12 protein-coding genes and 1 pseudogene are annotated in these 14,004 nt (G+C 30.9%); 1 reads left to right on the top strand and 12 read right to left on the bottom strand.

The window, feature by feature from the left end; translation table 11 throughout:
* Positions 1 to 17: 17 nt before the first annotated feature.
* The 11 genes from L8U37_RS07210 to ileS form a co-directional block, all read right to left on the bottom strand.
* On the bottom strand, positions 18 to 2,216 hold the full coding sequence (locus L8U37_RS07210; protein ID WP_263728921.1) for an endonuclease MutS2: 2,199 nt from the start codon (positions 2,214 to 2,216) through the stop codon (positions 18 to 20).
* Positions 2,216 to 2,563: a hypothetical protein gene (locus L8U37_RS07205; RefSeq protein ID WP_263660240.1), complete on the bottom strand. Its 348-nt coding sequence runs from the start codon at positions 2,561 to 2,563 to the stop codon at positions 2,216 to 2,218. Before L8U37_RS07205 ends, L8U37_RS07210 begins: the two co-directional genes overlap by 1 nt.
* The gene (murC, locus tag L8U37_RS07200) at positions 2,556 to 3,848 is read right to left on the bottom strand and encodes a UDP-N-acetylmuramate--L-alanine ligase (protein WP_263728920.1); all 1,293 of its coding nucleotides are present in this window, start codon (positions 3,846 to 3,848) and stop codon (positions 2,556 to 2,558) included. The genes L8U37_RS07205 and murC overlap by 8 nt, the downstream gene beginning before the upstream one ends.
* A gap of 142 nt (positions 3,849 to 3,990) precedes the next feature.
* Complete coding sequence (locus L8U37_RS07195) at positions 3,991 to 4,668, bottom strand: hypothetical protein (protein ID WP_263661181.1); 678 nt, start codon at positions 4,666 to 4,668, stop codon at positions 3,991 to 3,993.
* Positions 4,669 to 4,932: 264 nt separating this feature from the next.
* Entirely contained in the window at positions 4,933 to 5,454 is a 522-nt protein-coding gene (locus L8U37_RS07190; protein WP_263728919.1) for a hypothetical protein, read from the bottom strand.
* A gap of 230 nt (positions 5,455 to 5,684) precedes the next feature.
* Complete coding sequence (locus L8U37_RS07185) at positions 5,685 to 5,903, bottom strand: hypothetical protein (RefSeq protein WP_263661184.1); 219 nt, start codon at positions 5,901 to 5,903, stop codon at positions 5,685 to 5,687.
* A gap of 35 nt (positions 5,904 to 5,938) precedes the next feature.
* Positions 5,939 to 6,727: a carbon-nitrogen hydrolase family protein gene (locus L8U37_RS07180; protein WP_133319794.1), complete on the bottom strand. Its 789-nt coding sequence runs from the start codon at positions 6,725 to 6,727 to the stop codon at positions 5,939 to 5,941.
* A complete protein-coding gene (gene xseB, locus L8U37_RS07175; RefSeq protein WP_039628709.1) occupies positions 6,720 to 6,893 on the bottom strand; it encodes an exodeoxyribonuclease VII small subunit in 174 nt (57 codons plus the stop codon). Before xseB ends, L8U37_RS07180 begins: the two co-directional genes overlap by 8 nt.
* Positions 6,893 to 8,344, bottom strand: coding sequence for an IMP dehydrogenase (guaB, locus tag L8U37_RS07170; protein ID WP_263665049.1), 1,452 nt, complete (start codon positions 8,342 to 8,344; stop codon positions 6,893 to 6,895). The genes xseB and guaB overlap by 1 nt, the downstream gene beginning before the upstream one ends.
* A gap of 10 nt (positions 8,345 to 8,354) precedes the next feature.
* Complete coding sequence (gene gatA, locus L8U37_RS07165; protein ID WP_263728918.1) at positions 8,355 to 9,719, bottom strand: Asp-tRNA(Asn)/Glu-tRNA(Gln) amidotransferase subunit GatA; 1,365 nt, start codon at positions 9,717 to 9,719, stop codon at positions 8,355 to 8,357.
* A gap of 99 nt (positions 9,720 to 9,818) precedes the next feature.
* The gene (gene ileS / locus L8U37_RS07160; RefSeq protein WP_263728916.1) at positions 9,819 to 12,584 is read right to left on the bottom strand and encodes an isoleucine--tRNA ligase; all 2,766 of its coding nucleotides are present in this window, start codon (positions 12,582 to 12,584) and stop codon (positions 9,819 to 9,821) included.
* A 100-nt stretch (positions 12,585 to 12,684) separates the two neighbouring features.
* Here ileS and L8U37_RS07155 point away from each other — a divergent pair, with 100 nt between their 5' ends.
* Positions 12,685 to 13,776: a CinA family protein gene (locus L8U37_RS07155; protein WP_133319790.1), complete on the top strand. Its 1,092-nt coding sequence runs from the start codon at positions 12,685 to 12,687 to the stop codon at positions 13,774 to 13,776.
* A gap of 17 nt (positions 13,777 to 13,793) precedes the next feature.
* Here the strand turns inward: L8U37_RS07155 and L8U37_RS07150 are convergent.
* Positions 13,794 to 14,004: pseudogene (locus tag L8U37_RS07150) on the bottom strand (ShlB/FhaC/HecB family hemolysin secretion/activation protein); the annotation flags it as partial.

The following is a 14,004-nucleotide window of genomic DNA, read 5'->3' as shown; positions in this document are numbered from 1 at the left end:
TTTTACTATAATTTTACTTAAAGCTTAACCACCTTAGCACCAAAACCACCTTGATTAATCGGAGCATCATTAAAGCTTTTTACACTTTTGTGAGCTTTTAAAAACTCTTTTACCGCAAAAGCTAGTTTTCCTGTGCCTATACCATGATAAACTATCACCTCATCAAAACCCACTATCAAAGCATCAGAGATAAATTTATCTAATCTTTCAAGCGCCTCATCACTTCTTAAGCCGTGTAAATCTAAAGTCATATTCAAAGCACTTGGACGGGTTATATTGACACTTGATTTTACCTTTTGTGTAGGGTTTTGATTGCTTTTTTTAAGAAGCTTTAATGGCACACGCAAACTCAAACCATCGCTTTGAATCATCGCATCGTTTTTTGAAATTGCAGTGATTTTACCTTTGATTTTTTCATATTTAACAAAATCCCCTACTCTAAGCTCTTCATTTTGCTCCATACTTGGTAAAACAATACTTTTTTTAAGTTCATTGGCTTTGTTTAAACTTCTTTGTTTTTCTTTAATATCTTTTAGATTTATCGTTTTTTTAGCTTCTTCTATGGCTTTGTGGTATTTAAACTCTAAATTAGAAATAAGCTTTTTAAATTCTTGCTCATTTTTTTCTTTTTGATCTTTAAGTGAAAGTAAAATTTCATCTACTTTGACTTCTTTTTTTTCAAGCTCTTCATTTTTCTTGCGTAAAGAAAGTTCAAGATTGATATTTTTACTTACCATTTCTTCTAAATTTTCTTTATCTTCTCCATAAAGCTTTTTAGCATTTTGCACTAAATTTGCACTTATGCCATATCTTAAAGCCGTTTCAAATGCATAAGATTTACCTATAGTGCCTTTTAAAAACTCATATTTTGGACGTGATAATTCCTCATCATACAAAGCAGCGATAAGTTCTACTTGTGAATTTTTAGCCAAAAGCATAGCAAGGCGTTTATGGTGGGTTGTAATGATGATTTTATTATCTTGTTCTAAAAGCTTAGAAATAAGCTCAGTATATAAACACGCAGCTTCTTCAAAATCTGTTCCAAGCTCTATCTCATCAACCCCTAATAAAACATTTTTCTTACCCAAAAGCTTAGAAAAATGCAACATTCTTCCTGCAAAAGTAGAAATATCATTTTTTACATTTTGTGGATCTTCTAAAATCGCATCAAATTCTTTGAAATTGCCTATTTGGCTTTTTTGTGCGTTAATTTTCATAGGAAGCAAATGCTTTGCAAGTAAAGCTGCACTTAAAATTCCTTTTAAAAGCATAGACTTACCACCTGCATTTACACCTGTGATGATTAAAACTTTTTTATTAAATTCTATATTAACAGTTTTTGCATTTTTTAAAGCCGGATGTGCGAAGTTATATAAGCTTAAATTATTAGAACTATCAGCTAAAACAAACTCATAATCATGTTTTTTAGCCATCAAAACTCTAGCGCTATAATGATCAAATAAATCAAAAGCATTATTGATAAATTTCAAAAACATCAAATTTTTATAAAAAATCAAGCTGATTTTTTTAGCATACTCATAAAAAATTTCTTCTTTAGCATCTTTGATTTCATCTATTTGACTTTGGATTTTTTCTACGCTTAAAGGCACCACATAAAACCCACCGCCACTACTTCTACCTATGATTTTTGCTTTTAAGACATGATTAAACCCACCGCGTAAAAGCAAGGCCTCCATACCATTGATAAGATGGATTTGCGTATCAATCAAATATACACTAAGATTTTTAGTATATGTGAGTTTTTTAAACTCAGCTACCAAGCTTTCTTTTTTTATCTTTAGAGCTAAATTTAGATTAACAAGTCTTTCATCAACACTTTCTTTAATCTCACCCTTTTCATCAAAATACTCAAAAAGCTCTAAAATAGCCTGTGGAATTTCTATTTTTAAAAGCCATTCTTTTAAACTTTCTTCAAATTTTAAGCCCTTTAAGTATCTAAAATACATACAGATTTTAATAAATTCAAAGCTTTGGCTTAAATGTAAAATTCCTTGCTTGCTAAGATGAGTTAAAGCACCATTTAGCTCTTCTATCATAGGTGGAGGATTAAAATCAATCAGTGAAAGCTCATTGATTCTTTTATAATGAAGCTTGCTATCACCTTGTAAAAAAATTTCTTTATCTCTTGCAAAAAGCCCCCTAAAATCTTCTATATAGCCATCTAAATCTAACTTTTTAAAAAATTGCTCTTGCATTATTTATCTACCTTGCAATCTTTTATATCAAAAACATAGGCTTTAAATTGTTTATTTTTACCATTTGAAATAAAACTTTGCGTTCCATGTTCAAAGTTAAAATACTCTTTAGTGATATTAACATCTTTGCAAATTAGACTTTGTCCTTGTAAGAATGCATTGAGTGTTTCTTTTTTTAAAATACCACTTCTTGTGGCACTTAACTCAAATTTAATCGCAAAGGCAATCATCAAAATCAACACTAAAATCAAAAGATAATTACTAATCTTACCTATTTTTTTACGCAAAAAAATGAAAAAAAGTAAAATCGCAAAAAAAGCTAAGACATATAAAAAAATCTTAAACATACTTGCCCCTAAGCTTTGTGCTTATATCTCCTGCACCAAAACCAACTACCAAGCCATTTTCAATCAACTCATCATCAAGATAAATAGCACTTTCTTCTCTTTTGATTTCTTTTATAAATTTAGCTTTTGGAAAGTATTTTTGCATATTAATCTCTATTTTAGCTTCTCCTGCTGCATACACAGGTAAAATATAAAGCTCATCAACATTTGCTAAAACCTCGCTAAAATACTCTATATTTGCACTTAAACGCGTGTAGCGGTGAGGCTCAAAAATAGCTATGATTTTTTTATATCCAGCTAGCCTTGCATACTCATTTGCTGCTTTAAGTGTTGTTTTGATTTCTGTTGGATGGTGCCCATAATCATCAATCAAAGCCATGTTTTCATTTGCAAACAAAATATCAAATCTTTTTTTAATCCCTTGATATTTTAAAAGCTTAGTTCTTAGCTCTTCTATATTTATAAATTCACTCGCAGCCAAAATAGCCAAAGCAGCGTCCATCGCCACATGCTCACCCATACCAAAAACGCTAAATTCGCCTAAATCTTTAAGCGTAAAATAGGTTTTTGGCTTAAAATTTTCCACTTTCATATAAATATTTGTGATATCTTTGCTTGGGTAAAGCTTTTTTGCATTATTTAAATTTAAACTTGACAAAAACTCATCTTCAGCATTAATCACTTGAATTTTAGACAAACGCAAAAAGTCTTCATAAGCTTTGTATAATTTTGAAAGATCGTTTTCATAATGATCTAAATGTTCTGCTTCAACATTAGTCACTATAGCTAAATAAGGATTTGAGTTCAAAAAAGAACTGTCACTCTCATCAGCTTCAAAAATGAGATTTTCGCTTTCTTTATAAAGCATATTGGTGCCACTTTCTTTTAGCACTGCACCAATAATAACAGAAGCTTCTATCAAGCTTGCTAAAATGCTTGAAGTCGTGCTTTTACCATGGGCTCCCGCAACCGCAAAAACTCTTTTGTCTTTTAAAATCATAGGCAGGGCTTCTTTTCTTGAAAGCGTTGTGATGTTTTGTTTTTTTGCACTGATTAATTCCTCATTATCTTCTTTGATAGCAGCTGAATACACCACTAAATCCACATCTTTGACATTGTCTTTATGATGAGGAATTTTTATATTTATACCTTCTTTTTCTAATTCTTTTGTGATTTTACTTTCTTTGATATCAGAACCACTAATCTTAAAGTCTTGTTCTTTTAAAAATCTCGCCAAAGCTGAAATTCCAATACCGCCTATACCTATAAAATGAATTTTTTGCATTCTTGCCTCAAATTTTTTGAAAATTTAAGGCAAAATTCTATCATTTGTTTACTAAAAATAAAATATAAAAAGCCCTTAGAGATAAAATCTACTCGCTATTATTTGATGTTTTGAGATTGACTAGTCTATAATTTAATTGCTTTTAAAACAACTCTTTATAATTTTTTGAAAATTTTTTATGATATAAATCTAGCTCAAAAGCCTTATTTGTGTCTTTTATACTAGTATTATTTTCAAAATAATAACCATTATCTCCACTATACACTCCATTTTGATCAATCCAAACAAGCTCATTAAAACCAAATTCTAACTTTTCATTTTTTACAGGTGCTAACATATTTCTTCCTCCTAAACTTAAATATTTTGTATCACTAAGAGTAAGACTATAAAGTGTTGGAAAAATATCTTTATGCGAACCCACACAGCTTTTATCATAATAAATATCATTTTTCAAATACTTTGGAAGATATAAATAAAAAGGTACACTATAAGCAAAAGCTTTTTGGGATTTTATATCCATCTTAATATCTCTAAATCTATGATCTCCTGTGGCAGCAACAATAATATTTTCCCTAAAACTACTTTCTTTTATGCGATCTAAAAATTTTCCAAATTCATCATTTGCATACGCATAAGCATTTAAAGCACCTATAGAATCACTGATAATAAATTGACTTAATATTTTTTCATCTAAAGCGTTCTCATCAATAAGTTGTGTTCTGCTTTTATGTATATAAGGTCTATGAGTGGAAATACTAAGAGAAATAACAAGCGTAGGATTTTTAGCATTTTCAAATATAGAATATATTTTTTTATACATAAACTCATCAGCTATACCGTATTTATGTTTTGTTTTCTAGCTTGTGGAAAATCTTGCATAAGTGTATTTTTATCTATAATTTCATCTACACCTTAATTTTTTAAATAATTTCCAAGATTATACCAAGAAGTATTACCGCTATAAACAAAAATTATTTTATACCCTGCATTTTTGTAAATTTGCAAAGGTGTAAAGACTAATTTTTTTGATACAATCCATTTGAAATAATATTTGGACTTAAAAAAAATAAACGATTAAAACTTTCTATAGTATTATTTCCACTAGATAAAAATCTAGTAAAAATAATATCTTGTTCAAAATGTTTTTTAAATTTCCCAAAAGATTGGTGTTTTCAGTGCTAAACTCAGCTAAATTTAAACCAAAACTTTCCATGATGTTAATATAAATATGATTTTTAGCATGACTTTGATGTGTCAAAGTAGTATCAAACATAGGAAAAAGTTTTTCTTCTAGTTGATTAAGCTGTTTTATATCTACACTTTTAAATTCTTGTTGATTTTTATACTCTTTATATGCCCAAGAAAAAGCCATCAAGGGATTTGTAGAAATTTCATTAAAAGCTTTTATAGTGCTAAATTCATAACTTGAAGCTCTTAGTGCATTATAAGTAAAATATCCTCTTAATGCCACAACATAAGCATAAATTAGTAAAATGTTTAATAAAACAAAAAATACTAGCTTTAGCTTAATAGTCTCTAATTTTAAGCTAAGAATTTTAATATTAAGATAAAAACAAAATATACTAAAAATTATAGCTACTAGCAATGCTTTTATGATAGGATAATCAGAAAAGACTATAGATAATATTGCCTTAGTATCATCATCTTTTAAACCAAAAATAAAAATATCAATTTTGCTTGCATAAAGTTGAAAGTAATAATAATGTATAAACGCAGAAATTAAAACAACAAAAGCTATAAAAGCTACATAAAAACTAGAAAGATAAATATAAAATTTAGCGATTACCCCCCCCCGTAGCGTGATATTTTCTATCTTTAAAAACCAAACTTATATAAGAAAATAAACCACACAAAAATAGAGGTAAAAAAAATGGCACTAAAGGTTCTCATATCATGACCTAGTCCATACACATATACCATTAAGCTATTTTCACTTTCATTAGTTAAATTTTTTATCATCAAAAACCTAACTAAAGCAAAAATTCCCATAAAAATAAAACTAAAAGAAAGAATTTGTAATAAAATTTTTCTCATTATACTCCTTTAATAATATTTTCTTGTTAAAAATATTATTCTTCATAATTTTTCACAAGCTTATCAAAGCCCCATAAATTTCTAGCTTCATTTGCCTTACTAACTTCCACTACAAGCATTTCTTCTTGATCGCCAAGTTGCTCTTGCACTTCGCCAAAAGCATTAATAAAAAAGCTATCTCCATAAAATTTCCACTCATTTTCTTGCTTTAAATTACCTATACGATTAACCCTTAAAATGCTTGTTGAGTTTAAAAAGGCTCTTGTTTTTAAAAGTTCTAGCCATCTTTGATTACTTTCAAAGGTGCTAGCTGTGGGAATGATGACTAAGTCTATCTTTTTTTTCATGATCATTTGCCAAAAGATATCAAAATGTGCCTCAAAGCCAAAAAGCAAAGCACATTTTAAGCCCTCATGTGTGAAAGTAAAAAGTTTAAGCTTATCAGCTTTTTTATTGTTAAAAAATTTTTCTTCATTCCAGTGTGCATAAGGCATTAAAATTTGTTGCTCATACACTTTTACATTTTGTGGACCTACTTTTAAGCATAGTTTTTTTAAACCATCATTTTCAACACTTATGAAAGGTGCAATAATATTTAAATCATATTTTTTAGCAAGTTTTATCAAGCTTGCTTTTTTACTTTGACTTTGTTCTTTGATCATACTTTTTGGCATAGTTTTTAGCTCACTAAAAAAGCTATTTAAAACATACTCGCCCAAAACCACCAAATTCGCACCACTTTCCTTAGCAGCTTTTAGATAATAATCAAGCCTTGATTCACTCAAAGCCAAAGTGGGAAATTGTAAAGCTACAACACTACTCATCTACTTGCTCGATTTCTAATTTAGCATTTTCAAGCATAGTTCTTGCTTGCTTGATACTTTTTAAACCTTCTTTATAAATTTCTACGCAAGTTTTAAGGTCCAAATCTTTATCATTAAGTTTTTCCAAAGAAAGCTCGGCTTGTTTGATATGATCTTCAAATTCCATTAATTACTCACCTTATAATTTGGTGCTTCAGCAGTGATAGTTACATCATGCACATGGCTTTCTTTTAATCCTGCTACGGTGATTTCTACAAATTCAGCTCTTTCTTGGAAAGCTTTGATATCTACTGCACCTACATAACCCATAGAAGATCTAAGCCCACCTAAAAGTTGATGTACTACACTTTTTATACTTCCTACATAAGGCACCCTACCTTCAATACCTTCAGGTACAAGTTTATCTTGAGCTGTACCTTCTTGGAAATATCTATCTGAACTACCTTTTTGCATAGCACCTAAGCTTCCCATGCCACGATAACTCTTATATTGTCTTCCTTGATAAGTAAATAACTCACCTGGACTCTCATCAGTTCCTGCCAAAAGTGAACCTATCATCACACTACTTGCTCCTGCTGCGATAGCTTTTGCAATATCACCTGAGTATTTTATACCCCCATCAGCGATTACTGGCACGCTGTATTTACTCGCTTCTATTGCACATTCATCTATAGCTGAAATTTGAGGTACACCCACACCTGAAACAATACGAGTGGTGCAAATACTACCAGGTCCTATACCTATCTTAACAGCGTCTGCACCTGCTTCACATAGATCTTTAACTGCTTTAGCACTTGCAACATTTCCTACTATCACATCTACATTAAATTCAGCCTTAATTGCTTTTAATGTATCAATAATCCCTTTAGAATGTCCATGCGCACTATCCATTACTATAACATCAACTTCAGCTTCTACTAAAGCCTTTACGCGATCAAGCTGACCCACACCCACGGCTGCAGCCACTCTTAATCTTCCATAGGCGTCTTTATTTGAATTTGGATATTCTTTGCGTTTTTTCAAATCTTTTATAGTGATTAAACCTTCTAAGCGATTATTTTCATCTACGATTGGAAGTTTTTCTACTTTATTAGTAGAGAAAATCCTTTCTGCATCATCTAAAGTAGAACCTTTTTTAGCAGTGATTAAAGGCATTTTTGTCATTACATTTTCTACTAAATTATCAAAGTTAGTTTCAAATCTTAAATCGCGATTAGTTAAAATTCCTATTAAAATTTTATTCTCATCTACCACAGGAACGCCTGAAATTCTATATTCAGCCATGAGTTCTAGCGCTTCTTTAACACTTGCTTTAGGCCCTATATAAATAGGATCCATAATCACGCCACTTTCACTTTTTTTAACTCTTTTTATCTCTCTAACTTGTGAAGCTATGTCCATATTTTTATGGATTACCCCTATGCCACCAAGCCTTGCCATCATAATAGCTGCTCTATGTTCAGTAACTGTATCCATAGCAGCTGAAATCAAAGGCATATTTAAGGTGATATTTTTTGTAAGTCTTGTTTTAATATCTACTTCTTTAGGTAAAACCTCAGAATATTGAGGGACTAGTAAAACATCTTCAAAAGTCAAAGCGCGTTTTATGATTTTCATAATTTTTCCTTTATTTGTTTTTGATAATTTCTTCCAAGCTTAAAGCACCATCTAACAAAGTTTGCTCATCATAAGCTTTACATATAAGCTGAGCAGAGATATTAAGTCCATTTTCATTTTTTCCTACAGGCACACTAATACCACCAAGTCCTGCTAAATTCACCGAAATAGTAAATACATCTTCTAAATACATTTGCACCGGAGTTTTAATATCATTAAAGCCAAAAGCAACACTTGGAGCAACTGGCATAAAAATCAAATCACAATCATTTAAAATTTCTTCATATTTTTGCTTGATAAATCTTCTAGCCTTTTGTGCTTTGATATAGTATGCATCGTAATAGCCACTACTTAAAACAAAGGTTCCTAACAAAATTCTTCTTTTTACTTCCTCTCCAAAGCCCTCGCTTCTACTATTTACATACATTTGGCTAAGATTGTCACATTTTTCACTTCTTCTACCATATCTTACACCATCATAACGGCTTAAATTTGCACTTGCTTCAGCTGCTGCTATGATATAATAAGCCGCAACATCAAATGTAGAATCCATTAAGTCTTTATATACAATCTCATGGCCATTTGCTTTTAACATATCTATGGTTTTTAATAAGGCTTGTTTTACATCATCATTAGTTTGCTCTACATAGTTTTTAATCACAGCTATTTTTAGCTTTTTATTTGCATTTAGTTTTGGCGCGGTTGGTTCAAAAGCTATGTTTGCACTTGTGCTATCTTTTTCATCATAACCTGCAATAGCATCATATAAAATCGCAGCATCTTCAACATTTTGCGTTAAAACTCCGATTTGATCAAGGCTTGAAGAATACGCTGCTAAACCATACCTACTAACTCTTCCATAACTTGGCTTAAACCCAACACAACCACAAAATGCAGCAGGCTGTCTTACCGAACCACCTGTATCTGAACCCAAACTTGCCAAAGCTATCCCTGAAGCAACTGCAACAGCACTCCCCCCGCTACTTCCACCTGGGACTTTAGCATTATCAAGTGGGTTTAAAGTCTTACCATAAAAAGAAGTCGCGCTCGTACTTCCCATAGCAAACTCATCCATATTGCATCTTCCAAATGGAGCAAAATTATTTTTGCGTAAATTTACAATAGCGCTTGCATCATAAGGAGCCACATAACCTTGTAAAATTTTAGAACCGCAAGTTAATTCCCAATCTTTTACACTAATATTATCTTTTATAGCTACTGGCACACCTGCACCTGAAGTGCTTAAGTCTTTATTTAAAAACTGCTCTACATAAGCACCTAAATGCTTTTGCTGATATGCTTTTTCATTTAATTCTTTTTTTAGATTTTCTAATTCTTCATTTGAAAATTTCAAAGCTTCTTTTAAAGTTACCATTATTTATCCTTAAATTTTTTAACCAAATAAAACAAAAAAAGCGTGATAAATAAAAAGCTCAATAAAGTAATCACTACCACGCTAAAAGGTAAAGCTTGCTCAAACATTTTTTGCTTTTTCCACACTATTACATCTTGGACATAAACATTCTTCTTCTTTTGCTAAAAATTTCCAACATCTTGGACACTTGTGCAATAAAGAACGCACGATTTTAAAACTATGATCATCTATTTTAAACTCACTCAAAGCTTCTTTATCATCTAAGCTTTCTATAGAGCTTACCATAAACCAATCAGCTACTTCTTCAATATCTTCACTCAAAAGCTCATTTGCACTTGTTTGCAAGCTTAACTCTAAGGTTGATTTGATGATTTTGTCTTTTTTTAATACATCTACAAGCTCAAAGAATTTTTCTCTTGATTTTATAAATAAATCATCTTCGATTTTATACTCATAATCAAAGCCATTTTTTAATACCAAATCAAAAACATCTTTAGCATTTTCTTTAATGGCCACATTTGCATGTTCTAAAGCTTCATCTATAGTGTAAGTTAAACTTGGAGCTACAAGCGCAAAAAGTTTTCTAGCTATTAACACCATAGCACTTTGCGCGCTTACTCTTTTTGTATCATCTTTTGCATTACAATATAATCTATCTTTGCACACATCTAAATAAATTCCACTTAAATCCGCACTTAAGAAATTTAAAAGCACACTAAAGCCTTTTGCAAATTCATATTTTTCAAAAGCAGCTTCACATGCTTCAAAAGCAACTTTTGCACGCATTAAAATCCACTTATCTAAAAGTGTGAAATTTTTTGTTTCTAAAAATTCCATATCATTAGTATTTGCAAGTAAAAATCTTATAGTATTTCTTATCTTTCTATACTGCTCGCTTACTTGTTTTAAGATATTGTCTGAAATTTTTAAGTCCGTTGAATAATCACTAAGCATTATCCAAAGTCTTAAAATTTCTACCCCATAATTTTTAGCTACATTTTGAGGTAAAATCACATTACCCTTAGATTTACTCATTTTTTGACCCTTTTCATCTACGGTAAAGCCATGAGTAAGTATGTTTTTATATGGGGTTTTGTGATTGATCGCAGTAGAAATTAAAAGTGAGCTTTGAAACCATCCACGGTGCTGGTCACTTCCTTCAAGATACATTGAAGCTTGATATTCTCCTGCATCATATCTTGCTGAGTTTAATACTGCTTCCCAAGTACTACCACTATCAAACCAAACATCTAAAATATCATAAACTTTTTCTAAATTATTTGGATCATATTTGCTATTTGGCGGTAATAAATCTTTTATTTCTAAATCCCACCACGCATCAGCTCCATTTACTTCAAAAATTCCCACCAAATGATCTAAAACATCATCATCAAAAATCACTTCTTTGGTGTTTTTATCTCTAAAAAATGCGATAGGCACACCCCAATCTCTTTGTCTTGATATACACCAATCAGGGCGATTTTCTATCATAGAACTAAGTCTTTTTACCCCACTTTCTGGGTAAAATTTCACATTATTTAATTGCTCTAGTGCCAGCTCTCTTAAAGATTTTCCATCTAATTTTTTCTCATCCATTAAGATAAACCATTGTTTTGTAGCTCTATAAATAACCGGTTTATGTGTTCTCCAACAAAATGGATAAGAATGTATAAATTTAGAACTTTCAAGCAAAGCTTCGCCAAGCAATTCTAAAATACGCTCATTTGCTTTAAAAATATGAAGTCCTATAAACTCATTTAATAAATGCTCTGGCAAAAGCCCTTTAGCTCTTAGTGTTTCATCATAACACCCACCATCATCTACTGGCATAATCACTTCAATGCCATATTTTAAGCACACATAATAATCATCCTCACCATGACCTGGTGCAGTATGTACAAGCCCTGTTCCACCTTCCATTAAAACATGATCGCCTAAAATAAGAGTGGATTTTCTTTGATTAAGTGGATTAATAGCACTTAAATTTTCAAATTCAGAACCTAAAAGTTCTTTTTGAATTTTTCCTTGAGTGAAGTTTTTATTAATCATATTTTCAAGCAAGGCTTTAGCAAAAATATAACCTTCTTCAGTGATAACATATTTTTCATTTGGATTTAAAGATATAGCTTGATTTGCCGGTAAAGTCCAAGGCGTGGTAGTCCAAATGACTGCTTTAGCTTTTTTTACACCTAGCTTTTCAAGGGAAGTTTTATCAAGCTCAAAAGCTACAAAAATAGAATAATCTTCTTTGTCTTCATACTCTACTTCAGCTTCTGCTAATGCACTCTTAGCAGCCCAGCTCCAAAAAACAGGCTTACTTCTTTCTAGCAAAAGTCCTTTTTTAGCGATTTTACATAAAGCTTTGTAAATATCTGCCTCAAAAGCATTTTTCATAGTCAAGTATGGCTCATCCCAATCAGCAATCACACCCAAAGACTTAAATTCATCTCTTTGGATATTTACAAATTCTCTCGCATGCTCTCTGCAAAACTCACGAATTTCTTTTTTGCTTAAACTTTGCTTTTTATCTTTAAGTTTAACTTCAACTTGCTGTTCTATCGGTAGACCATGACAATCCCAACCCGGAGTAAAACGCACTTTTTTACCTTGAAAATAATGCATTTTAATGATGATATCTTTTAAAATTTTATTTAAAGCATGGCCAATATGCAAATGTCCATTAGCATAAGGAGGGCCATCATGTAAAGTAAAACTCTCGCTTATTCCTTGTCTTTTTTGTTTCATTTTTTCATAAGCATAGTTGTTTTCAAACCACTTGCTAAAACGCTTAGGCTCAAGCTCTGCTAAATTTGCACGCATTGCAAAAGTCGTATTTGGAAGCAATAGCGTATCTTTATAATCCATATAATCCACCTTGAAAAATTTAAAAATAGTAAATTCTACTTAAAATACTTTTAATTTGCACTTATTTTTTTGTTATAATCGCAATAAAAAAAGGAAAATCATGAAACATCTCATCATCATTATAGGCAATGAAATTATTATTAATGAAAATTATATGCGTTATATACAAGAAGAATACAAAAAGCAGTTTTTAGAGCTTCATGAGTTAAAATTTATAAACAAACCTGATAAAGAACTTCCTTTTTTACTTGAAAAACTTTCTAAAGAATATAGCTATATAACCATTTTTAGCATTAGCGAATACTATGCAACCATAGCTAAAATCATAGCAACCTTAAATGATGATGTTTTAATCTTAGAAAATGATACCCTAGTACCTTCAAAAGCTTTGCGTGAAAAAAATTCCTTTTTAAGTTCTTTTGAACAATGCCATATTAATTTATTAAATATAAATATAGAGCAAAAATTGCCTTTGATTTTGCAAAATCCTGAACTTGACTATGCGTATTTTTGTCTTTTAGATATAGATGAAATGAGTGCAAATATCTTACTTAGCACACTTACTACTTCTTTTGAAATTCAAACTTGCTCAAGTGCATTATTAGATAATCTCATTTGCATTAGAGCAAGCGCTAGTCAATATGGAAAACTAGAAGGATTTTTAAAAGGGGTTTTCAAACTTTTTGCAGGAAAAGTATTTTTAGGAAATGATCCTATTAAATTTATAGCCAAAAAACTTTTAGAAAAAAACTTAAAAATTTCCTTTGCAGAAAGTTGCACCGCAGGACTTTGTGCTTCAAAATTTGCTGAAAATTCAGGAATTTCTAATGTGTTTGAGGGTTCTTTGATCACTTATTCTAATCGTTTAAAAAATTCTTGGCTTGGGGTGAGCAATGATACTTTAGAAAGTGTTGGGGAATATTCTGATCGTTGTATTTATTTTATGTTAAAAGGGGTTTTTAAAACCACAAATTGTGATTTTGCTTTAGCGCTTAGTGGGGTAGCTGGAGAAGAAAATGATAAAAATACCAAAGCAGGCACCATCTACATAGGAGCTATGTATAAAGATGGAACCTTTTTACAAGAATGCATTCATATACAAGGCAATAGAAACTATACAAGAGAGCAAGCTAGTTTGGCTGCATATTGTTTAATGCTTAGATTAAAACCTGAAATTTTCTTTGGTGTTTAATTATAAAAGCGGTGTAGTTAAAAATACACCCCTCCACTTAAATACAATTTCATTCTATGTTCATCATCATATTTATATTGATGTAATGCTCTAGCTGCATCAAGTTTTATATAATACTCATTAGCTTTATTATAAAGTATTTGTAAGCCTACAGCATCTAAAAAATGCTCATCTGTTAATCTATCCCCTGAAGCTTTTTCATACCAAGCATAACCTACATCATAAAAA

The sequence above is a fragment of the Campylobacter sp. RKI_CA19_01122 genome, assembly GCF_025771325.1.
Classification (GTDB): Bacteria; Campylobacterota; Campylobacteria; order Campylobacterales; family Campylobacteraceae; genus Campylobacter_D; species Campylobacter_D lari_D.
The sequence above is the reverse complement of the archived record's forward strand: the minus strand, read 5'-3'. Positions and strand labels throughout refer to the sequence as shown.

What these genes read in the sequence shown, in the direction of transcription:
- L8U37_RS07210 (WP_263728921.1), bottom strand. Translation starts at nt 2,216, where the DNA reads ATGCAAGAGCAATTTTTTAAAAAGTTAGATTTAGATGGCTATATAGAA.
- L8U37_RS07205 (WP_263660240.1), bottom strand. Translation starts at nt 2,563, where the DNA reads ATGTTTAAGATTTTTTTATATGTCTTAGCTTTTTTTGCGATTTTACTT.
- murC (WP_263728920.1), bottom strand. Translation starts at nt 3,848, where the DNA reads ATGCAAAAAATTCATTTTATAGGTATAGGCGGTATTGGAATTTCAGCT.
- L8U37_RS07195 (WP_263661181.1), bottom strand. Translation starts at nt 4,668, where the DNA reads ATGTATAAAAAAATATATTCTATATTTGAAAATGCTAAAAATCCTACG.
- L8U37_RS07185 (WP_263661184.1), bottom strand. Translation starts at nt 5,903, where the DNA reads ATGAGAAAAATTTTATTACAAATTCTTTCTTTTAGTTTTATTTTTATG.
- L8U37_RS07180 (WP_133319794.1), bottom strand. Translation starts at nt 6,727, where the DNA reads ATGAGTAGTGTTGTAGCTTTACAATTTCCCACTTTGGCTTTGAGTGAA.
- xseB (WP_039628709.1), bottom strand. Translation starts at nt 6,893, where the DNA reads ATGGAATTTGAAGATCATATCAAACAAGCCGAGCTTTCTTTGGAAAAA.
- guaB (WP_263665049.1), bottom strand. Translation starts at nt 8,344, where the DNA reads ATGAAAATCATAAAACGCGCTTTGACTTTTGAAGATGTTTTACTAGTC.
- gatA (WP_263728918.1), bottom strand. Translation starts at nt 9,719, where the DNA reads ATGGTAACTTTAAAAGAAGCTTTGAAATTTTCAAATGAAGAATTAGAA.
- ileS (WP_263728916.1), bottom strand. Translation starts at nt 12,584, where the DNA reads ATGGATTATAAAGATACGCTATTGCTTCCAAATACGACTTTTGCAATG.
- L8U37_RS07155 (WP_133319790.1), top strand. Translation starts at nt 12,685, where the DNA reads ATGAAACATCTCATCATCATTATAGGCAATGAAATTATTATTAATGAA.